22 protein-coding genes are annotated in these 20,842 nt (G+C 68.3%); 5 read left to right on the top strand and 17 right to left on the bottom strand.

Annotation, left to right across the window (positions count from 1 at the left end):
- Nucleotides 1-13: 13 nt before the first annotated feature.
- Nucleotides 14-280 carry a hypothetical protein gene (locus tag U0042_RS22405; protein WP_114809076.1) on the bottom strand — a complete coding sequence of 89 codons (267 nt, stop codon included), beginning with the start codon at nt 278-280 and terminating at the stop codon, nt 14-16.
- Between the two features lie 349 nt (nt 281-629).
- Between U0042_RS22405 and U0042_RS22400 the strand changes: the two genes are divergently transcribed.
- Nucleotides 630-1,067, top strand: coding sequence for a carboxymuconolactone decarboxylase family protein (locus U0042_RS22400; protein WP_114809077.1), 438 nt, complete (start codon nt 630-632; stop codon nt 1,065-1,067).
- A gap of 46 nt (nt 1,068-1,113) precedes the next feature.
- Here the strand turns inward: U0042_RS22400 and U0042_RS22395 are convergent, their stop codons facing one another.
- Complete coding sequence (locus U0042_RS22395; RefSeq protein WP_157977773.1) at nt 1,114-1,704, bottom strand: hypothetical protein; 591 nt, start codon at nt 1,702-1,704, stop codon at nt 1,114-1,116.
- 231 nt (nt 1,705-1,935) lie between these two features.
- Nucleotides 1,936-2,316, bottom strand: coding sequence for a DUF5594 family protein (locus U0042_RS22390; protein WP_114809079.1), 381 nt, complete (start codon nt 2,314-2,316; stop codon nt 1,936-1,938).
- Nucleotides 2,317-2,714: 398 nt separating this feature from the next.
- Between U0042_RS22390 and U0042_RS22385 the strand changes: the two genes are divergently transcribed.
- Both U0042_RS22385 and U0042_RS22380 read left to right on the top strand, forming a co-directional pair.
- Nucleotides 2,715-3,179 (top strand): VOC family protein, encoded by a 465-nt coding sequence (locus U0042_RS22385; RefSeq protein WP_114809080.1) that lies wholly within the window; start codon nt 2,715-2,717, stop codon nt 3,177-3,179.
- Nucleotides 3,180-3,354: 175 nt separating this feature from the next.
- Nucleotides 3,355-3,831 (top strand): VOC family protein, encoded by a 477-nt coding sequence (locus tag U0042_RS22380; RefSeq protein ID WP_114809081.1) that lies wholly within the window; start codon nt 3,355-3,357, stop codon nt 3,829-3,831.
- 55 nt (nt 3,832-3,886) lie between these two features.
- Here the strand turns inward: U0042_RS22380 and U0042_RS22375 are convergent, their stop codons facing one another.
- The 9 genes from U0042_RS22375 to rarD all read right to left on the bottom strand — a co-directional run bounded on the left by U0042_RS22375 (nt 3,887) and on the right by rarD (nt 13,340).
- On the bottom strand, nt 3,887-4,303 hold the full coding sequence (locus tag U0042_RS22375) for a copper chaperone PCu(A)C (RefSeq protein WP_232833233.1): 417 nt from the start codon (nt 4,301-4,303) through the stop codon (nt 3,887-3,889).
- A gap of 132 nt (nt 4,304-4,435) precedes the next feature.
- Nucleotides 4,436-6,574 carry a TonB-dependent receptor family protein gene (locus U0042_RS22370; RefSeq protein ID WP_232833218.1) on the bottom strand — a complete coding sequence of 713 codons (2,139 nt, stop codon included), beginning with the start codon at nt 6,572-6,574 and terminating at the stop codon, nt 4,436-4,438.
- A gap of 247 nt (nt 6,575-6,821) precedes the next feature.
- The gene (locus tag U0042_RS22365) at nt 6,822-7,394 is read right to left on the bottom strand and encodes a YcnI family protein (RefSeq protein WP_114809082.1); all 573 of its coding nucleotides are present in this window, start codon (nt 7,392-7,394) and stop codon (nt 6,822-6,824) included.
- Nucleotides 7,395-7,556: 162 nt separating this feature from the next.
- Entirely contained in the window at nt 7,557-8,099 is a 543-nt protein-coding gene (locus U0042_RS22360) for a DUF2946 domain-containing protein (protein ID WP_232833219.1), read from the bottom strand.
- 42 nt (nt 8,100-8,141) lie between these two features.
- The gene (copC, locus tag U0042_RS22355) at nt 8,142-8,504 is read right to left on the bottom strand and encodes a copper homeostasis periplasmic binding protein CopC (protein ID WP_114809494.1); all 363 of its coding nucleotides are present in this window, start codon (nt 8,502-8,504) and stop codon (nt 8,142-8,144) included.
- A gap of 289 nt (nt 8,505-8,793) precedes the next feature.
- On the bottom strand, nt 8,794-9,213 hold the full coding sequence (locus U0042_RS22350; RefSeq protein WP_114809083.1) for a DUF2946 domain-containing protein: 420 nt from the start codon (nt 9,211-9,213) through the stop codon (nt 8,794-8,796).
- Nucleotides 9,214-9,345: 132 nt separating this feature from the next.
- Complete coding sequence (locus tag U0042_RS22345) at nt 9,346-11,580, bottom strand: xanthine dehydrogenase family protein molybdopterin-binding subunit (protein ID WP_198665224.1); 2,235 nt, start codon at nt 11,578-11,580, stop codon at nt 9,346-9,348.
- A gap of 242 nt (nt 11,581-11,822) precedes the next feature.
- Nucleotides 11,823-12,281 carry a (2Fe-2S)-binding protein gene (locus tag U0042_RS22340; protein ID WP_114809084.1) on the bottom strand — a complete coding sequence of 153 codons (459 nt, stop codon included), beginning with the start codon at nt 12,279-12,281 and terminating at the stop codon, nt 11,823-11,825.
- 168 nt (nt 12,282-12,449) lie between these two features.
- Nucleotides 12,450-13,340: an EamA family transporter RarD gene (rarD, locus tag U0042_RS22335; protein WP_114809085.1), complete on the bottom strand. Its 891-nt coding sequence runs from the start codon at nt 13,338-13,340 to the stop codon at nt 12,450-12,452.
- Between the two features lie 229 nt (nt 13,341-13,569).
- Here rarD and U0042_RS22330 point away from each other — a divergent pair, with 229 nt between their 5' ends.
- The gene (locus U0042_RS22330; protein WP_114809086.1) at nt 13,570-14,358 is read left to right on the top strand and encodes a sulfite exporter TauE/SafE family protein; all 789 of its coding nucleotides are present in this window, start codon (nt 13,570-13,572) and stop codon (nt 14,356-14,358) included.
- Between the two features lie 89 nt (nt 14,359-14,447).
- On the opposite strand, the gene U0042_RS22325 is transcribed toward U0042_RS22330, so the two are convergent.
- Together U0042_RS22325 and U0042_RS22320 are read right to left on the bottom strand one after the other, a co-directional pair.
- Nucleotides 14,448-14,693, bottom strand: a complete 246-nt coding sequence (locus U0042_RS22325; protein ID WP_114809087.1) for a hypothetical protein — start codon at nt 14,691-14,693, stop codon at nt 14,448-14,450.
- 283 nt (nt 14,694-14,976) lie between these two features.
- The gene (locus tag U0042_RS22320; RefSeq protein ID WP_114809496.1) at nt 14,977-17,034 is read right to left on the bottom strand and encodes a D-(-)-3-hydroxybutyrate oligomer hydrolase; all 2,058 of its coding nucleotides are present in this window, start codon (nt 17,032-17,034) and stop codon (nt 14,977-14,979) included.
- A 246-nt stretch (nt 17,035-17,280) separates the two neighbouring features.
- On the opposite strand from U0042_RS22320, the gene U0042_RS22315 reads away from it, so the two are divergent.
- Nucleotides 17,281-17,412, top strand: a complete 132-nt coding sequence (locus U0042_RS22315) for a hypothetical protein (RefSeq protein WP_269814030.1) — start codon at nt 17,281-17,283, stop codon at nt 17,410-17,412.
- 240 nt (nt 17,413-17,652) lie between these two features.
- Here U0042_RS22315 and U0042_RS22310 read toward each other — a convergent pair whose 3' ends face one another.
- From U0042_RS22310 to U0042_RS22300, 3 genes are all read right to left on the bottom strand, one after another.
- Nucleotides 17,653-18,333 carry a DUF5074 domain-containing protein gene (locus tag U0042_RS22310; protein ID WP_114809088.1) on the bottom strand — a complete coding sequence of 227 codons (681 nt, stop codon included), beginning with the start codon at nt 18,331-18,333 and terminating at the stop codon, nt 17,653-17,655.
- A gap of 92 nt (nt 18,334-18,425) precedes the next feature.
- Complete coding sequence (locus tag U0042_RS22305; RefSeq protein ID WP_114809089.1) at nt 18,426-19,655, bottom strand: helix-turn-helix domain-containing protein; 1,230 nt, start codon at nt 19,653-19,655, stop codon at nt 18,426-18,428.
- A gap of 370 nt (nt 19,656-20,025) precedes the next feature.
- Nucleotides 20,026-20,382, bottom strand: coding sequence for a BON domain-containing protein (locus U0042_RS22300; protein ID WP_114809090.1), 357 nt, complete (start codon nt 20,380-20,382; stop codon nt 20,026-20,028).
- Nucleotides 20,383-20,842 lie beyond the last annotated feature (460 nt).

Here is a 20,842-nt window from a genome sequence, read left to right as displayed (position 1 = left end):
ATCGACGCAGCCCTCAGAGGTCCGCGGGCGAAAGCGTGATGCGTGCACCGGGCGCCGACGCACGCGTCTGCACGGCGCGCAGAATGCGCGGCCGGTTCAACTCGAACGCGAGCTTCAGTTGAGGCACGCTCTCGTCGCGTGCACCGAGCTGGCCGCACACGGTCTGCACCGGCAGCGCGAACGCCTGGTAGCCCCAGCCGAAGCCATAGGCGGAGAACCACACGGTGGCGTCGCCGGAGAGAATCGGCAACGTGACGTCGGTGCAGGAAGGCGTGTTCATGGCGTTGACCTGTTGTAGCGAAGGAGTGAAAAGCTGGCACGGCGGGAAAAGTCCCGTCCCCAGTCTCGCACATCGAAATGACAAAAGCAGATGCGAGGCCGCGTGCGCCTTGTGCGCCGCGCGATACCGCAGGAATGGCCGATGCGCCCGGCAGCCCGGCGACGCGGTTCCCAGCGGGCAGCCCGCTCAAAGTGGCTACCTGGAAATACTCGAAAGCGGATATTCACCGAAGCCACTTCGGCGCCTAACCTTGGTTCTGTCGCGCGGCCGGACGCCCACATCGAGGCGCGCCGCCACGCCGAACGCCAGTCAACGCTCAAATCGAACACGCACTCACCGGAGAATTGCCATGCAACCTCGTCTCGACTTCTACAAAGCCAGCCCCAACGCCGTCAAAGCCATGCGCGGACTCGAAGAGCGCATCGCGCGCTCGTCGCTGGAAAAACCGCTCGCGGAACTGGTTCGCCTGCGTGCCTCGCAGATCAACGGTTGCGCCTTCTGTGTGGACATGCACACCACGGACGCACGCAAGGGCGGCGAATCCGAACGGCGGCTCGCCACGGTGGTCACGTGGCGCGAAACGCCGTTCTTCACCGAACGCGAACGCGCGGCGCTCGAATGGACCGAGGCGCTCACGCTCATCTCGCACGACCGCGTGCCCGACGCCGTCTGGGAAGCCGTGAAGCCGCACTTCACGGAGGAAGAGCTGACCGACCTCACGCTGCTCGTTACGGCCATCAATGGTTGGAACCGCTTCGCCATCGCGTTTCGCAAGATGCCGGAGTGAGGGGGCAAGGCTGAGGCGTGAACGGCCGACGCGGGCGCGAGGCCGCTCAGAGAATGAGCGAAATGAGCCCGCCGATCGTGACGGCCGCAGCCAGCCACCGGCCCGCGCTGTAGTAGCTGTCCTTCTGCTCGGATTGCTGCGCCGGACTTTCGAGCCCCAGCGTGCCGTAGGTGAACGACTTGATGGGCGACGCAGAGGGCGCCGGCTTGTCGGTGGAAGCAGTGGGTGGCTCGGTGGAACCACTCGCGGTCTTGCTCGCGGAGGGTTCCTCGGTGGACGTTGCAAGAGACGACGGCTGTGCGTCGCCGCTTTGTGGGTCGGCCGTCGCTTCGGGGTCTGCGCCGTCGCGGCTTGTGTGTGAGCTGCCGGCCTGGGCGTTCGCGCCTTGCGTGCTGTCGTGAGCCTGGCCCTCGCTCGCGAGGCGCCCAGTCGCGCCGTACAACGGCGAATCGTCGGCGCGCCGGGCAGGGTCGCCCAGCCGCACCTTCACGCCGGTTTCAGACGAAGCGGGCGCATCCGTCTGCGCCGCGGCACCGCCCTGCTTCGCCGACGCCGCGCGATAGAACGCCGGATCGACGGCCCCGCCGCCCGAACCGGAAACCTGCATGACCGGGTCCTCCCATCGTCGTTGATCCATGGCGCCCACGGAGCGCCGCAGCACGCCCGGCGCAAGCGCCCACACCGGCCAACACGCACCGGGCAGCTGCTATATCGACCGCTCGCGCGCGAGCTTGACGGCCGGTAACGAGCGGAAAGAATGGGGAAAGGGATTGGAAAGAAGCTGCCGGCGACGACTGCCGCGCAACTCGATGCAACGCAGCGCAGTGGCCGCACGCATAACGGCCGCCCACACGCAGCGCTTCGAGCTTCAAGGCTCGAAGTCGAGGCCGCCGATCAGAATGTGCGGCTCGCCCTGGCTGCGCGACGACAGATCGACCTCGCGCGCCGATTCCCACGCGTGCATCTTGCGGGGAATCGCGTCCAGATAGCATTCGAAGCGGGCTTCTCCGTCGGGCGCCATGAGACGGAGTATCTCGTCGCTATCCCACGTCAACGAAAGGTCGAGCGGATGCGCATACACATGCCGATGCTCGCCCGGATGGCCCGTGAGCCGCACCTGCGTGGGGTGCCCGCGCCCTTCGCGGTGCACGACCTCGATCTTCACCGCCTCGCCCACCAGATGCCCCAGCCGCTCCACGATACGCGGGACGAAGACCCGCTCGAACCGGTCTGCCGCTTCGTTGTTCATGCGTGAACTGCTCCGTCGAATGTCGATGCCTCGATGTTGGAAGTGCTTAATGGCGCCGCGTGGTGCCGCGAGCGGAGCGTCGCAAGCACAGTGCCCATGCCGCACACCGAAAGAGAAAACGCAATTTACACCGCCGCGCGCCTGCGCGGCACGGGCACGGCGCCGGCACACCGCCCTGGTGGCCGCCGAGCGCCACCCAACCGCGCCGCGGCGCGAGCACGAAGCCATGCAAGCCGATACGAAGCCGCCCGCAGCAAAGCGGCGAGCCACACGAAAAAATCTGCCTGCGGCTGTCGATTTCCCGTCAGCCCGTTCGTCGTGGTGACGAGACGGCTGCGAGACGTGCCACACGTCCACCACGCCGCTCGCCCTGCGTGAACCTTCCCAAGGAGCCCACCATGTCCAGTTCTGCTGTGAATCCCATTCCGCCCGGCATGCACACCGTCACGCCGCATCTCGTCTGCGAGGGCGCGGCCGAGGCCATCGAGTTCTACAAGAAGGCGTTCGGCGCCGTGGAGGCGTTCCGGCTCGATGGCCCGAACGGCAAGATCGCGCACGCGTGCATCCGCATCGGCGACTCGTCGGTCATGCTGGTGGACACGCAGCCCGGCTGCTCTGACAGCCCCGTCTCGCTCAAAGGGTCGCCCGTCACGCTCCATCTGTACGTGGAAGACGCGGACGCCGTGATGGAGCGCGCCGCCGCCGCGGGCGCCAAAGTCACCATGCCCGCCGCCGACATGTTCTGGGGCGACCGCTACGGCCGGCTCGAAGACCCGTTCGGGCATCAATGGTCCGTGGCGACGCACAAGCGCGACCTCACGCCCGAGCAGATCCACGAAGGGATGATGAAAGCGTTCGGCTGACCGTCGGCCGATCAGCCGGTCAGCCGGTCAGGCGCGAACGTGCCGCGGCGGCTGGCCCGCCGTCCAACGTCCAGCGTCCACCGACCACGCGATGCGTCGTACCTCGCCACTCACCCGGCTCGCGCGGCAAAGCGTCCTCATGCCTGCCCGCGAGCCCTCCGCAAAGGGATCCACCATGCAAAAGATCGCCCCGTTCCTCTGGTTCGACGGTCAGGCCGAAGAGGCCGCGAATCTCTACACCTCGATCTTCAGGAACTCGCGCATCACGGAAATACAGCGCTACGGCGAAGCGGGGCCGGGCGAAAAGGGGTCCGTGATGTCCGTGTCGTTCGAACTGGAGGGCGAGGCGTTCATCGCGCTCAACGGCGGCCCCGCGTTCACGTTCTCGCCGGCCATCTCATTCTTCGTGCATTGCGAGACGCAGGACGAAGTGGACACGTTGTGGGCAAAGCTGGGCGAAGGCGGCGGCCAGCCGCGGCAGTGCGGCTGGATCACCGACCGCTTCGGCGTGACGTGGCAGATCGTGCCCACCGCGCTTGGCCGCATGCTGCGGGACAAAGACGCCGCGAAGTCGAAGCGCGTCATGCAGGCGATGCTCGAGATGGTGAAGCTCGACATCGCCGCATTGGAAGCGGCGTACGAAGGGCGCTGAACACCTGGTCCGGCGCAGCGCCCGCTTCGTCCGTTCCTCAGAAGCTGCCCAAGGTCTACTGCGCCGGCTGCCCCGCATACGCAGCCGGCTTCACGTCACACGTGGCCCGCGCATGCGAGCCGTCGGCGAAGCCGAACGTCATCTCGATGCGGCTGCCGGGCACCGGCGGCTTCACCGGCTGTTCAAGCATCACGTGGTAGCCCTTCGGCGCGAACACGAGTTCGCCGTGCGCGGGCACCTCGGCGGCATCGATGGCAACCATCGTCGACGTGCTGCCGTTCGACTCGGTTCGGTGCAGCATCGCCATGCCGAACGCGGGCGTGGCCACACCGGTCAGAGTAGCGGGCGCATCGCTGTCGTTCTTCAGCGTGAAGTAGCCCGACGACGGCACGGACGCCGGCATCGCGCGAATCCAGCAGCCGCTCACCTCGACGTGCGAGGCGGCCTGCGCCGCCGCCTGGGCACCCGTCATCGCGCCCGCCAGACAGCATGCGAGCGCGACCTTGCCCGCAAGCGTCACGCCGCCGTTGTTCATCTTCTTCGAAGCCTTCATACCTGCTCTCCTCGTTCACGATTGAAGTGATGGAACCCATCGAAAGACGCGTCAAAACGCGTAGCGCATGCCGGCGAAGACGCTGCGCCCTTCGCCGGGATAAAAGATCGCAAGGCTCGATGCCGTGCGCGCGTCGGCCACGGTGCTGATGTCGCTCACGTAGCGCTTGTTCGTGAGGTTGCGTGCGTCGACGAACACGGACACGCCGTTGCGAAAGTCGTAGCCCGCGTTGAGGCCCACGAGCGTGTAGCCCGGCACGCGCAGCGTGTTGGCGTCGTCGGCCCAGGCGCCGGCCGGCACCCAGTCGACCGTGGCGGCCATGTGAAAGCCGTCGGGCCGCGCATAGCCGAGCGACGCGCGCAGCACGTTCACGGGCACGCCCGCGATGCGGTTCGAGCCGTACTGCGGGTCGTTCCTGAAGCGAAAGTCGCTGTAATTCCACAGCCCCGAAAGCGTGATGCGATCGCCCGCGCCCGGCCGCACGACGTCGCGCAGCAGATCCACGGACGCCGCCGCTTCCACGCCTTGCAGCACGGTGCGATTCGCGTTGAAGGTGGACGCGGGAATGTCGGGGTTCGTCGTGTATTGCAGCAGTTGATCGCGCACCATCGACCGGTACGCCGTGAGGTCCCAGCTCACGCGGCCGCTGCTGCCGCGCGTGCCGAGCTCGAGCGTCCACGCGTGCTGCGCCGCGAGCGGCGTGAACTGCGTGGTGCGGCTGAACGTCTGCGTGAGGTCGGTGAAGTCGGGCACGTCCTGGCTGCGCGTGATGTCGACGAATGCCTGAATGTCGCGCCGCGGTTGCCAGAGCAGACCCAGCTTCGGATTCGCGCCGCTGTAGCTCTGGCTCGCCGACTTGTAGGTGGGATCGGCCGCGAGCCCGCCGTGGTCGATGTACTGGCGCACGTCGTGCAGGAACTTCACCCCCGTCATGAGCGCGAGCGTGGGCAGGAAGAACAGCCGGTTCTCGACGTAGGCCTCGTAGTTGTACGCGCGCTGCGTCGAATCGAGCGTCTGCGCGCCGCGATTGCCGTTCACGTTCACGTACTGCCGCGCCTGCGTATTGCCGCCGAACACGCGCGCGCCCGCAATCACGTCGTCGCGCATGCCGGCCACATCCAGCGTGGCCGTGTAGCGCGGCGCGAAGCCGTAAGTCCAGCCGTCCTGGTCGATCACCTGGAAGATGGGGTGATAGAGGCTCTTGTGGATGGCCCACGTATCGAAGTCCAACTGACCGACATCGAGCTTCACCGTCGTGCGGTTCGCAATGCGCTCGGTGCGCGTGTTGCGCGCCTGGTCGCCTGAGATGGCGCTCGCCGCGGCCTTGGTCGGATTGTTCAATGCGTCCGTGAGCGAGAGCGTGCCGGGCAGCTTCTGGTCCACCACGTAGGCGCCCAGATAGAAACGCGTCTCCACGCGCGGGCTGAAGCGGTAGCCCACGTTCGCGTTGAACTGCTCGTACTGGCCGCGTTCGTGAGCGCGAAAGCCGTCGGCATGATTCACGGAGAACGTCGCGAGAAAATCGAGCGGCCCCATCACGCGCGAAAACTGCGCGCTCGTGCGCAACGTGCCGTAGCTGCCGCCTTCGAGCCGCACGATGTTCGGCGCAAGCGCGGTGTAGGCCGTGGGCGTCAGAAAGTCGATGGCGCCGCCCAGCGTGGACGAGCCATACGCAAGCCCATTGCCGCCCTTGTAGACCTCCACCGACTGCAGCGCGAGCGGATCGATCTGGTAGTAGTCGCCGCTGCCGTCCGCGAGATTGGTGGGTATGCCATCCTGAAGAATCTCGAGTCCACGCGTGTGATACGAACGCGCGATGCCCGAGCCGCGAATGGAGAGCCTCAGCTCCTGTCCGTAGCGGTTCTGGACGAACACGCCGGGCACGTCCTTCAGCACGTCGCGCAGCGTGAAGGCATAGGTGTTCGCGTACGTGCTGCTATCGACGAAGCCTACCGAGCCGGCCGTTTCGAACAGCGTGCGGCGCTGCTCCGCGACGGTGGGCGAGGTCAGCGATTTCGAGGCGCTGTCGCGCACCACGATGGTGGGCAAGACGTTGGCGGCGGACGCGTCGGTCGTGGTGGTCGTGGTGGTCGTGCCAGGCAGGGGCGGCGCGGCTTGCGCGAAGGCGTGGCTCGCGAGCATGGCGGCGAGGCCGGGTAGCGCGCGCCGCGGTTGGAATAGGTAGGCCATGATGGTCTCGTTGTGCGATTGTTCTTTGGTTGTGCTGCGTGGTTTGCCGGTTGGTCCGCGCGGCTCTCTTGCACGGCGGTTGGTGCCGTTGCGTCGGCTTCTGCGAAGGCATCGGGGCATGCCGCGGTAGACGTCATCGCACCGCCGTTGCATCACAGTCATGCCGCAACACGTGCGTGCTTCACGACTCGTGCGGCGCAACGCGCGCGGTGCTCCGTGCCTCAACTTCGAGCCTCAACGCCGAGCCTCAGTGCTCGTGCACATGCCCTGCCGCCTCGGGCGCGGTCACGCGGACGAACGGTGCGGGACTGTGCAGCGCATGCGGGTCGGCGCCCTCGGCGGGAATCTCCGTCCATGCGCGGCTGCCGCGCTCGCAGGTCTGCTCGACCGGGAAGAACAGCGTGCGGCCCGGCGTGGCGGGCAGCTTCATGACGAGGCCGAAGCGGTCGTAGAACGCATCGGGCAGCGGGCCGCCGCGCCACTCCACGGACTGCACCGTGGTCGTGATGGTGGCGCCGTTTTCGCCCACGAGCGGCGGATCGACCGGACGCGTCGCGATGCGCGCGGTCCAGCCCGGCTTCATCTGCGGCTTCACCGACGTCACGCCGTCCGGAATCGTCACGCGGATGGCGACGGTGGAAGCGCCGTCGCAGCCGTGCGGCACCTTGAACGACGTTTCGAAGTACGAGCCGGCCACGCCTTCGTTAGGCGCGGCGGTGATGTGAGCAGAAGCGCGGCCGGCGACCGACGCGAGCGCGACGAAAACAGAAAGGGCGAGCGCGTGCCGGCGCGGCGCACGGCCGTGAAAAGCGATGAGCATGACGGTTATCCTTGAAGAACGAGATCGAACGGCACGGCCGGCTTGCGTGCGTCACCGTGCACGAGCCACGCGCCTAGAACGCGTGAATCACGTGCAGAAAGGCGCGCGATGGCACGCCGATGGACTGGACGAAGCGGGCCGCTGAATCGGGTTCAGTGCGGTTCAGGCAACCGTCAGCGGTGGACCGCGCGGCGTAGCGAACGCGAAGCGCGGCGAGAAAAGCACGTGCCGCGCGAGATGCACGGGCACGCGATGCGAAGCGAGGCGCGGCAACGCCGCGACGAACGAGGCGCCGCCAACGGGCGGCGAGTGCGCAAGCAGATTGCAGTAACCACACGCCTTCGCGTGATGGTCGTCGTGCAAAGGCGCAGCGGGCGAATGCGATGCGCGCGCGGCGATCGGCGAGAACGCGTCGTGCGCCGAGCACAACGCTGCACCGAGTTGCGCACGCAGATCCACCTGCGCCGCCGGGGACGCAAACCACGGCGACGCGAGCAATTGCGTCACGACGGGCGCAACGACCGCGAGCCAGATGGCGAGCAGGCCGAGCCAGGCCACGAGCCGGGCGCGCGGCGTGCGCGTGCCGAAGCGCGTGAGGCCGCGGGCCACGGCGGGCCGCACGCAACGTGCGTGCGGCATCGCTGTGCCGCGCCGCACACGTGCGAGCCGACGCGCAATGCGACGCGCGAACGTCGCGTCAGCCATGCCGGCGAGCCTGCGCGGCTTGCAACCGTGCGTTCACCGGCGTCACTTCACCGTGAACGTGTAGCGGCCCTGCGTACGATGGCCGTCGGCGGCGAGCGCGATCCACGCGACACTGTACGGCCCAGGCGCGAGGTCGCGCAGCGCGACCGTCATGCGCTTGTGATTCGCGGCATCGACGGCCGATTTGGCGGCAGCCACGCTCTGGCCGTGCGCGTCGGTGACGTCGATGGAACTGAAGGCGGGTTCGAGCGCGTCGTCGAAGACGATCGCGACTTCATGCGGCGCGGCGACGGTGGCGCCCGCAGCCGGCGTCTGCTGCTTCGGATGCGCGTGCGCGTAGGCGAACTGGGCAAGGACGAGTGCGAAAGCGGCAACGAGGCCGCGTGCGAAGAAAGCGGTTTTCATGATGGATTCGTGGTCGAAACGATTGAACGGAAAGTGAACCGACATCGCCGCGCGAGCCGCGAGGCCGATGCCATCGCACAGGCGAAAGCATCGCGCGAGCCTGCCGTGCCCGCACCGCATACCGGTTCGCGAGCCGCTGTGCCCGCACGAAGGCAGACCCACAGAAGCCCACGCGTCGCGGCGGGACAAGGCACCGGCGGCACGCCGCACGAGGCGATATCGAACGAACTGAAAACGAAAGAATGCGAACGAAACCCGACGGCGAAAACAAGCCGACGGATTCAGCCGATCACGAGAAGAGAGGTGGCGCGCGAGGCTGCGCGGCAGTAAGCGCGAACGCGCGGCGCAGGCTTTCGAACCGCGTGGCCACGCGGTGCGCAATGGCGCGCACGGTGAGCACGAACACGGCCTGCGCGGTGGGCAAGGCCGGCGTGTGCGCAAAGAAACCGCAGTATCCGCACGCCTGCAGATGCGCGAAGAGGCCGTGCGAAGCGGAATGGGTAGAGGCGTCGGGCAGCAGCGCGGCATTGTCCGGCGTTGCCTGCGCCGAGCACAACGCCAGGTGGAAGGCACGCGTGTGCGCTTCGCTGCTGAACTCCATGCGGTCGGCCGCGGCCCGCATCTGCGAGATGGCAGGCGCGAGCGTCAGCATCAGGATTGCAAGCAATCCGAGCAGACAGCCGGTTTTCCGCTGAAGGCGATTGAGCATGCTGGCGAGGGAAGGCACACGGAGAAGCGACACGCCGTGCGGCGGATCGATCAGCCGCGATTATGCCATCCGCCCGCCGGCGCTGCCCGCGCCTTTTTGTGCACGCGCGTGCGCCGGGTCGCTGAAGTTCACTCAGGTCTTCACGAGCGGCGTTCGCACGGGCAGCTCGCGAATGCGAATGCCCGTGGCGGCCGCAAGTGCATTCGCCACCGCGGGCGCGACGGGCGGCACGCCGGGTTCGCCCACGCCCGTGGGCGCTTCCGCCGAAGGCACGATATGCACCTCCACCACCGGCATCTCGTCGATGCGCAACATGCGGTAGTTGTGGAAGTTCGACTGCTCGACCTCGCCGCCGTTAAGCGTGATCGCACCGTAGAGCGTCATGGCCAGCCCGAAGCCGATGCCGCCTTCCATCTGCGCACGCACCACGTCGGGATTGATCGCGACGCCGCAATCCACGGCACACACCACGCGGTTCACCTTGAAGGTGCCGTCGGGCTTCACCGTGACTTCGGCCACCTGCGCCACGTAGCTGTTGAACGCCTTTTGCAGCGCGATGCCGCGTCCACGCCGTTCGCCCGCTGCCCCCGCCGCGAGCGGCTGGTCCCAGTTGGCCGCTTTCGCTACGGCATCGAGCACGCCGCGCTCGCGTGGGCTGTCCGTCAGCAACGCGCGACGGAATTGATACGGGTCCTTGCCGGCTGCATGCGCGGCTTCGTCGATCAGCGTCTCGGTTGCGAATGCCGTATGCGTGTGGCCCACGGACCGATACCACTGCACGGGCACCGTCACGTCCTCGGGAATGCGCTGCTCCACGCGCAGGTTCGGAATGGCATAGGGCAGGTCTGCGGCACCCTCGACGATGGTGCCGTCGATACCGTTCTGGATGAACGCCTCCAGCCCCGAGCCCTTCAGGAACGACTGGCACACGATGCGGTGATGCCAGCCCGTCAGCTCGCCGTTGCTGCTCACGGCCGCGCGCAGACGGTGCACGTTGAACGGACGATAGCTGCCCGCGCGCATGTCGTCCTCGCGCATCCACACGAGCTTGATGGGCGCCTTGATGCCCTGCTGCTGCGCGGCCTTCACGATGGCGGCGGTTTCGCAGAGGTAATCCGACGTCGGGTTCGCGCGCCGCCCGAAACTGCCGCCCGCGTAGACCTGGTTGATCACCACCTGCTCGGGCGCGAGGCCCAGCACGCGCGCCACGTTGATCTGGTCCATGGTCTGCCATTGCTCGCCGTTCCAGATCTCGCAGCGGTTCTTCGTGACGTGCATGGCGCAGTTCATCGGCTCCATCGAGGCATGCGCGAGATACGGAAACACGTACTCGGCCTCGATGATCTTCGCGCCGCCCGCCGGTTGCAGTGCGCGGTCCACGTCGCCGCGTTTGGCCGCCACGTCGGCCGGCTGGCCCGCCAGTTCGCGATAGTGCTCGAGCATCTGCTGCGTGCCCATCGTGAACGCGTGGCTCTCGTCCCATTCGATGCGCAGCGCGTCGCGGCCCTGGCGCGCAATCCACGTGTTGGCCGCGAGCACCGCCACGCCGGGCGCGCTGTGGCTCGTGCCCGGATACGGCACGACGGCCACCACGCCGCGAATCGCGCGCGCCTTGCTCGCATCCACGTGCTTCACCGTGGCGCCGAACTTCGACGGACGCGCCACGCTCGCCACCAGCATGCCCGGCAGCTTCACGTCCTGCGTGAAGACGGCTGTGCCGTTCACCTTGGCCGGCGAGTCTTTGCGATGCACGCCGGTCTTGCCGATCAGCGTGAACTGCGACGGGTCTTTGAGCGGCACGTCGGCTGGCGGCGTGAGCTTCGCCGCGGCGGCGGCCAGTTCGCCGAAACCGGCGCTGCGGCCCGACGCGGCGTGCGAGACCACGCCCTCGCGCACGGTGATGCTCGAAGCGGGCACGTTCCAGCGCTCGGCCGCGGCGCTCACGAGCATCGCGCGCGCGGTCGCGCCGGCCTTGCGCATCTGCTGCCACGACGCGGCCATCGCCGTGCTGCCGCCCGTGCCCTGGAACTTCATCTTGCCGAAGGCGAGGTTGCTGTAGCGCTCGCGGTCCGCGGGCGCGGCGACCACCTTCACCTTGCTCCAGTCGGCATCGAGTTCTTCCGCGGCGAGCGTGGCAAGACCGGTGAACGTGCCCTGCCCCATCTCCAGATGCTTCGATACGACGCTCACCGTGCCGTCCGTATCGATGCGGATAAAGGCGTTGGGCGCGAAGGCGGCGTGGCCGGCGGCTGCGCCGGGGGCAGCCGTTGCCGATGCAGCGGCTGCGGCCTTCGGCGTCGCGGCACTCGCCGTACCGGCGAGCGGCGCGAGGCACACGCCCAGCGCGAGGCCGCCCGCCTGCTTCATGAAGCCGCGACGGCTCACGTTGAACACGGCGTCGGGCGCGGCGTCAGTAGCGTTGACGGTTGCGTCGGAAATCGTGGCAAGGCTCGCGTCGCGCGCGGCCAGATGCCGGGGGTTATCGCGTTTCATCGTCGTCCCCTACGGATGGGCTGCTTCGTTTGTTCGGGTGCTCGTGCGGCGGTTCGCTTCGCGGCGTATCGGTTCGAGCACCGGACTCACGCACGGCGCTCGAATGCGGCGCTTCTTCAGGCCAGCGTGCCCGCCGCCTCGTGGATCGCCGCGCGAATGCGCACATACGTGGCGCAGCGGCAGACGTTGCCGTTCATGGCGGCGTCGATGTCGGCGTCGGAGGGCCGCTTGTTCTGCGCGAGCAGCGCGCTCGCGCTCATGATCTGGCCGGACTGGCAGTAGCCGCACTGCACGACGTCGATCTTCTGCCAGGCTTCCTGCACGGCCTTGCCGGCCGGCGTGGCGCCGATGGCTTCGATGGTGGTGATGCGGCGGCCGTCGGCGGCGCTCACGGGCGTCACGCACGAGCGGATGGGCGCGCCGTCCAGATGCACCGTGCAGGCGCCGCACAGCGCCATGCCGCAGCCGAACTTGGTGCCCGTGAGGCCGGCTTCGTCACGCAGATACCAGAGCAGCGGCATCGCGGGGTCGCCCTCGAAGGTGCGAGGTTGGTCGTTGACGATGAGATGGATCATGACGGCTCCTGTGGAGCGGACCGCACGAGCCACGCACGCGGCGCGCTCGTTGTCCCGCTCGTTGTCTCGTGATACGGATGAGGCGCATCAGGATTGCGCATTTCCGCGCGCATTGCCAGAGCGCAGCTTCGCATCCACAGGAACAGGCATGAAATACACAGAATCAGGCTAGGACGTGCTGCGCTGCGGCCGGCGCCACGTGGCCTGCCACAGCCCTTCGAGCGAATAGACGGCGAGCGCGAGCCAGATCGCCCCGTAGCCGATCAGCTGCACGCGGCCGAAGGGCTCGCCGTACAGCAGCACGCCCAGCAGCAGTTGCAGCGTGGGCGTCACGTACTGGATGAGGCCCAGCATCGAGAACGGAATGCGTCGCGCGCCGGCCGCGAAGAGCAGCAGCGGAATCGCGGTGATGGGACCGGCTGCCGCGAGCAGCAGTTGCACGCCGAACGGTGCGACGGCGAAGCCGTTCGCGCCGCGCGAGGCGAGCCACAGCAGATACAGCAGCGCCACGGGAAAGAGCAGGATGGTCTCCAGCGTCAGACCTTCCAGCGCGCCGAGCTTCGCGGTCTTACGCAGCAGCCCGTAGCCCGCGAACGTGAAGCCGAGTGCGAGACTGATCCACGGCGGATGCCCGTTCTGCCACGTGAGCCACGACACGCCCACCGCCGCGATCGCCACGGCCAGCCACTGCCCGCGACGCAGCCGCTCGCCGAGAAACACGAGGCCGAACAGCACGTTGATGAGCGGATTGATGAAGTAGCCGAGGCTCGCATCCACGATATGGTCGGCGTTCACGGCCCAGATGTAGATGCCCCAGTTCGCCGAGAGCAGCACCGCGCTCGCGGCAAAACGCGCGACGAGCGGCCGGTCGCGCAGCACGGGCCCGAGCCAGCGCCACTGCTGCCGCACGGTGAGCACGGCCACGAGAAAGAGCAGCGACCACGCCATGCGGTGCGCGAGCATTTCGAGCGCGCCGATCTGATGCAGCGTCTTGAAGTAGACCGGAAAGAGGCCCCAGAGCGCGAAGGCGAGCAGTGCGTAGAGAATGCCGGGATTCATTGATTGTTATGTGGGTGCGAGAGGCGGGCGAAGGCGAAACCGGGCGCCGCGCGGTGCGGCACAAAGCGGCTTTGGAGGCAGCTGCGCCGGTTTTTGCGACAATACCGGATTTTGCCGCCCGCACCGGCCGCTGTCCACGAAGCCCGGCGCGCGCGATCTGTGTGCGGCACGCCTCGCGCCAGCCTCGCCATCAGCCACGCCCAAGGAAGCCGCAAAGGTCCACCCCGCGATGTCATTACCTCATATCGATCTGCTCTACTCGCTCTCCGGCCTGTGCGTCGGCTTTCTCGTCGGCTTGACAGGCGTGGGCGGCGGCTCGCTGATGACGCCGATTCTCGTGCTGCTGTTCGGCATTCATCCGGCGGCGGCGGTGGGCACCGATCTGCTCTACGCATCGGCGACGAAGACGGCGGGCACGCTCGTGCACGGGCTCAAGGGATCGGTGGACTGGCTCGTAACGCTGCGGCTCGCCGCGGGCAGCGTGCCGGCGGCCACGATCACGCTGCTCCTGCTGCATCGCTACGGCATGGACACGCCGCACGGCAACCAGTTGATCCAGACGGTGCTGGGCGCGGCGCTCCTCATCACGGCGACGGCGCTCGTGTTCCGCCCGCAACTGGCGGCTTTCGCGGCGCGGCATCGCAAGGAACAGACGCAGGCGCGCACCATGACGCTCACCATCGTGACGGGCGCGGTGCTGGGAGCGCTGGTGACGCTCACGTCGGTGGGCGCGGGCGCGATCGGCGTGACGGTGCTGTTGCTGCTGTATCCCGCGCTGCCTGTTTCGCGCATCGTGGGCTCGGACATCGCGCACGCGGTGCCGCTCACGCTGCTCGCGGGCGCGGGGCACTGGCTGCTGGGGTCGGTGAACTGGTCGCTGCTGCTCTCGCTGCTGACGGGGTCGCTGCCGGGCATCGTGATCGGCAGCCTGCTCGCCTCGCGTGCGCCCGAAGCGCTGCTGCGCAACCTGCTTGCCGCCACGCTCACGCTCGTGGGCGTGCGGCTTGTGCTGGCCTGATGACTCGTCCGCCGTTGCGCTGAAGAGCCGCTCCTTCGGCGAAGCGATCGACGTTCAGCAGGCGTGCCCGGCGAGCGCCCGCACGCCCTTCAACGGAAGAACCGGCAGTTGAGGTCGGTTTCGAACTGACGCACCCACTGGCCGCCGTCATCCATCCGATACGACTGCGCCCAGCCGCCGCGACGCACGGTGACGAGCGACCCATGCGTCGCATCGAGCGGATCTTCGTCGCCCGTCACGTCGAAGTGCGCCGGCGCGAAGCCGTGCCGCGCGCACACCAGCTCGAAAGCGGCCCGGTCGCCGATGGGCAGGTCGGTGTAGGTCAGGTGTCTCATGTCGCTCACCTCGTGCTCGCCTCGCGTTCTCGCGTTCTTCTGTGTGCGCGGCTGCGCTCAGCATGGCGCTGCTCGCCGGCCTGCATCGTCCCGAACGCACACCTGCACACGCTACACCCGCGACAGGAAATTTGTGTGTCAGCACGCACACTGAGCCTTCGGCGAACCGGTGCGGCACGCTCGTTGCAGCGCGTGTTACGCCCGTGTTCGCACCCGCGCCGGCTCTTCGCCCAGCCCTCGCCCGCCCGGCATCGCGGGCGTTTGCCCTTCCTTCGCCACCGCCCTACTGCGGCACGTTCACCACGCCGCCGTTCACGCTGATCGCGTTCGCGCCCGGGTCCGCGGCAATGGCGGGCAGATTCGCCGTGGTGAGCGCCGGTGCCTGGCCCGGCGTGCCACCGCGCGGCACCGTGCGCACCACCTGCGACGGCGGCAGCGGCGCGCCGCTCTTCAGGTGATTCCACATGAGGCTCAGCGCCTGCAGGTTGTAGTAGTGCACGGGAATGAAGCGCGTATCGAAACCCGCGACGGGCAAAAACGCATCGAAGTGCTGGCCGTTCGTCACTTCGTAGAACGAGAGCTGGCTGCGCTTGCCTTCCGCGAAACTGTTCTGCGCGAGGTACGCGCGCGAGGCGTGGTTGACGGGCACGAGCGCGTCGCTGCGTCCCTGCACGATGATGGCCGGCTTGCCGTGCAGGTCGCCGTTCACGCGAATGGCGGCCACGCTCGCGGCCATCGTGGCGTTGCCGTTGGTCCACAGCTGCCGCAGACAGAGCGCGCCGGTATAGCTCGCGTCCGCGGTGGCGAGCCGATGGTCGGCCGCGCCCGCGGTGCCGTTGTTGTAGACGAGATTGATGCCGTCCGTGGGCGGCACGCCGTTGCCGAGGCCGAACACCGTGGGCATGGGCGAGACGGCCGGCGCCACGCCCGCCGCGCCCGTCGAACTCGTGGCGCCGAAGCTGAAGGCGCAGAGGTTGTCCGTGACGCTCGCGCGCGTGTACGCGTTCGCGTAGGTGACGGCCACCGCGGGCACGGCCTGCGAGTCCCACATCGGCGCCTGGAGGAAGTCGGAATCGGTCTCGTAGCCGGCCGCGTGCAGTTGCGCAAGCGCGCTCGTGGCCTGACTCTGCAGATCGCCGCCGCTGATCACGCCGCCCGCCGCGAGCGACGCGCAGCGCGCCGAGCGGATCGACTGCGTGGTGGCAAGCGGCAAGCCGCTCAGATACGGCGCCGTGGCCAGCTGGCTCGCGGCGGCCGCGCACGGCTCGAGCAGGTTCGCGAGCGTCATGTAGTCGGCGAGCGGCTTGCCCGCCGCGCCGATCGGCGCGCCGCCTTCCTGCACCTGCGTGCCCGCGCTCATCGCCACGTTGACCTGCGGTTCGCCGACCACGACCGCGGTAATCCAGCCCTGCGTGTCCTGTTCGGCCGCTTCGATCGACGCGCCGCCGCCATTGCTCACGGACGCCGCGATCGTCGTCACGCTGCCCGGCTGGTAGCGCACGCCGTGCTGCGAGCCCGCGATCACCGGCGCGAACTGCTGGTTGAGCGCCCAGTAGGCGAACTGCACGGCTTCGAGCGTGTCCTTGCCCCAGCTTTGCTCGGGGTTCTGCTGCGAATGCGCGTGCTTGAACGCGTAGCGGTACGGGAACGTCTGGTTGAAGGTGGCGAGCGTCGCGGCCGGCACGTTCGCGGTGAAGAGACTCAGCGGCCCTGCGGCGCTCGCGCTCGCCACGGTGCCGTCGATGAGCGTGACCGTATCGGTGGCGAACTCGTGCGCACCGTTGCCGGTGCCCTTGTCGGTGTAGGCCACGGCGCAGCCGCGCTTGAGGCCCCACTCGCCGGCCGCCGAGATCGCGCCGTACACGCCGCGCGAGCCCGACGACGTGGCCGTGACGATGCACGGGTGGTTGGCGTCGAAGCTCGCGGGCACCTGCACAAGCAGGCTCACGTTCTGCTTGCCGCTGCCGTCGTCGGCGTAGGCGAGGTACTCGGTGCCGGCGATCTTGCCTTCGCCCAGCGTGTCGTTGCCGTTCAGGTCGACGTTGGGTCCCCAGAAGCGTCCGTAGCCGCCGTTCGCCGACATATCGACGAGCGCGCGATAGTTCGACCAGATCGCGAGGCGCCGCAATTCCGCGGCGGTGGGACTCGACGGATTCGCGAACGCAGGCGCCGAGGACGAAGCGAGCCCGCTCTTGCCGAGACCGGCCGTGAGCAGATCGTCGCTGTTGCCGTCGTAGCTCGTCATGCGCACGCTGCCCGCCACGAAGGCCGGCAGCGCGTTGGTCTGCGGACCCGAGCCGCCGCTGCTCGTGCCGTGACACGCGGCGAGCGCGGCGATCATCCATGCGGCATACGTGAAGCGCGGCGCAAACGCCGGTCGGAACGGCAAGGTGCGTGTCATCGTCGTCTCCATGCTCGAAGGTTTGTTGTGTCTTCTGTGCTGGGCTGCCCGATACGCCATGCCAGCAGGCCGACGCGGCGATGCAAGTTCTGCGCCTGTGACGGACGGTGGAACTCGTGCGGCGCGCGCGGCCCTGCACGGGCGCGAAACCGCGCGACGTGGCCGGCGCTTCGAAAAAAAGCGTGAATGCGTGGTCATTCGTTCTGGGTCGAATCGTCCCGGTTCGTAGACGAGGCTGTCTACGGCGGGCGACTCGCCATGAGCGAGCAGGCGGAAGACACCGGCAACGGCGTCTACGAGTATGGACGACGGCAGTAGCGGCCGGGTGCAGTGCGCGAAGGCCCGGCGCGGTGCGGCGAAGCGAAAAGGAATGAGGCGCCGCCGATAGGGAGCGATGAGGATCAATACGGAACGGCGCGCTGCCGGGCGTCGGTCCGGCAGCGCGCCGACCGTGGCGCGTTGAAGCGATGCGTTGTGCGAAGGTTATCGACGCGGTCGCCGGGGCACGTGCGGCTGCCTCGCCCCGAGCCAACGACGCCGCCACGCGTTCACGCCCGCCTATTCCCCCGACGTCACCGCACCACTGGCCGCGGCAGTCGCCGCCTCGCGACGCGGCCGCTGCACGACCCTCACCTTCCCGCTCGATCCGCCGCCGCAGAAGAACTGCCCGGCGCCGTCCGACTCGATGCCCGACACGCTCACGCCCGCCGGCATCGCGATGCTTTCCAGCACTTCGCCCGTGGCCGGGTCGATGCGGCGCAGCTCGCTCTCTTCGCCTTCCCAGGTGCCGTGCCACAGCTCGGCGTCCACCCACGTCACGCCCGTCACGAAACGGTCGGACTGGATCGTGCGCAGAATCGCGCCGGTCTGCGGATCGATCTGATGGATCTTGCGTTCCTGGTACTGCCCGACCCACAGCGTGCCCTCGGCCCAGGCGAGCCCGGAGTCGCGTCCGCCGCCGGGCGCCGGAAGGGTGGCCAGCACGCGGCCGGTCGTGCGGTCCACCTTCTGGATGCGGTCGCCCGCAATCTGGAACAGGTGCCGGCCGTCGAAGGCCGTGCCCGCGTGGGCTTTGACGTCGAACGTTTCGACGATCTCGCCGCTCGCGGGATCGAACGCGTTCAGCGATTCGCCCGCGCCGAACCAGACGCGCTGGCCGTCGTAGGTGAGGCCGTGTATGCGCCCGATGCCCGGAAAAGGCCCGTATTCGCGAAGGATGACCGCTGCCGTGGCTTTCATGAGAGTGTCCTCGGTTCGTCGACCGCCGCGCCGCTCAGGTACTGTCGTGTACCGCGTTGCAGGCCGGTCAGGGGTGGATGGGTGATGCCATCCTACTCACCGGGCAGCGGAGCGGGGAGTAACAAGACCGTCGTGAATCCGGGCACGGCAGGCGTGGTCCAGCGACGCGCGCGGCCGTGGCCGAACCATTGCACCTTGCCTGCGGCGGCGAGCGCTTCCAGCGCGCGCTGCACCGTACGCTGGCTCGCGCCGAGCGCGAGCGCGAGGGCCGAACTCGACCACGCCTCGCCGTCGGCGAGACACGCGAGCACCGCCGCGTGCTGCTCGCCGAACGGTTGCGCGAGCGCCACGGCCTCGCGCGCGTTGCGCGGCACAAGGGCAAAGCCGCGCGGGGTCGCCGTGATGTCGGCAAGTGCACGCAGCGCGGCGCGCAGCCGTCCCATCTCCACGCGCAGGCGGGCGCGGTACGACTCGTCCGCATGCTTCGCGCGAAAGGCGCGCGCGACCAGCGCCTCGCGCGGCACGTCGTCGGGCCACGCTTCGGCCAGCGCGCGGATGAGCACGAACAGTACGGGGCGCCGCGCGAGCGACACCACGGCATGTGGGTCGCGCACGGCGTGACGGCACGCGTCGATCACGAGCGCATCCGACTTGAAGAGCGTCTCCACCTCGTCGGGCATCACGAGGCGCTGCTCGCCGCGTGCGATGAGGCGCGCCGCCGGCGTGTCGAGCGTACGCGCCGCCTGTTCCACTTCGGCCGTCAACGCGGGGATGCCTGCGTGGTGCGCCGCCTGCCTCGCGCGGGCCAGCGCCGCGCGCGCAGCTTGCGTCTGAAGACGCCGCATCGCGAGCCCTGCCACCACGAGTTCGTGCGCGACGCTGGAGGCCGCCGGCAGCAACGGCATGCCGCCGCCGTCAAGCGCGCCGAGCGCACGTTCGGCTTCGTCGAGCTGACCGGTCAGCAACAGGCGCCGGGCCTCCAGATAACGGGCATGCGCGGCGTTCACGTAATCGCCGTGTGCTTCGAGCGTGGCGCGCGCGGTATCGAGCGGCTTCGCCGCCCAGCCGAGGTCGCGCGAGGCAAGGGCGATCTCCGCCTCTGCGACGATGCACCGCGCACGCGCCATGGCCTCGTGCGGCCCAAAGGCACGCGCGGCGCTGCGCACGAGCGCTCTCGCGCGCACGAGGTCGCCCAGTTGCGCCATGGCGATGCCGCGCAGCGCGAGCGCCGGGGCGTCGTTGCGCAGCGCGACGTGGTTGAGCGCGGCAAGCGGATCGCCTGCCGCCAGCGCGTGCGCCGCGGCCGCGATCAGGGAATCCATCGGAATGCCGCCACGCTTGTCACTGGTTGGGTTTCAAGGAGGGGGAAGACTGTGCGGAATCGCTCGGGGCAATCTATCACGCGCCCTCGTTCAAGCGGCATGGGGCACGCGTGGCGCGTGCGCGGGCCGGTCAGGCCGCGGCAATGGCAACACGGGGGGAAAGCAGAACGGAAAGACAAAGTTGAGGCAGGGCGTGGCGGCACGCATGCCGGCACGCCCTGCGTGCCACGCAGACGAAATCGCGCGGCAAAAGAGGCAAAAGGGGCAAACGACCCAGCTCCGGCGGCACGCAGCCACTGCGCGCCACCGTCCCGCTATCCGGCAAACAGCAGGACAGCGGCGAGACTGCCGAAGTCAGCCGAAACGAGGCTTACTGCTGAACCTTCGTCAGCTTGTTGGTGACCGACGTCACGCCCGGCACCGACTTCGCGACTTCTTCGGCCTTTGCGATCTGGCTTTCGTCAGGCACCGAGCCCGTCAGCGTGATCGCACCGCCGCGCGAGCGCACCGTGATGTTCGACACGTCGACGCCCTGCGACTTCGAAAGCGCCTTGCGCACCGCATAGCCGAGCTTGCGGTCCGCCTTCTTCGTCGCCTTCTTGGCAGCCGGGGCCGACATGGACGCGTCACCGCCCGCCGCCGCATCGCTCGACTGCGCGTACGCGCTGCACGCAATCGTCATGCACAGCGCGACGCCCAGCGACTTCAGAAAATTGACCGATTTCATGATTTCTCCTTTTTTCACCGCGGATAGGACCGCTTGTGCCCGTCGGCCGGTGTGGCGCCGCGATGCGGCTACCGGCTTTGGAGCAGGCGGCTTCGTTACGACTTCCGGCGGCCGTGCGCCATGCGCGCGACGACGAGGCGGCGCAGCGGGCGACGGCCGGCTATGGCTTCGAACACGGTGTGCGAGAGACGGTAGGCAAAGGCTGCGGCAGCGTGAGGCTGTGCACCGCGAGCCTTGCCGTCATGGGGCTGCAGCGCGCCGGATCTTCGTGGCGTGGACCGGCTGCGCGAGTTGCACCCTCTGGTTTTGACGGCGACCCACAATTTAGCCTGGACGCGCACGAAGCGCAAAGGATTTAGCGAAGCGCCGCAAACGGTTGCGATGCCGCGTGGGAGCGGCCTTGCGGTCCACCCGCGGCGGACCCGAAACGAAGTCCGGACGCCTGCCGGCACGAGCCTCG

The sequence above is a fragment of the Paraburkholderia kururiensis genome (assembly GCF_034424375.1).
Classification (GTDB): Bacteria; Pseudomonadota; Gammaproteobacteria; order Burkholderiales; family Burkholderiaceae; genus Paraburkholderia; species Paraburkholderia kururiensis_A.
This window is presented reverse-complemented; position numbering and strand designations above follow the sequence as displayed.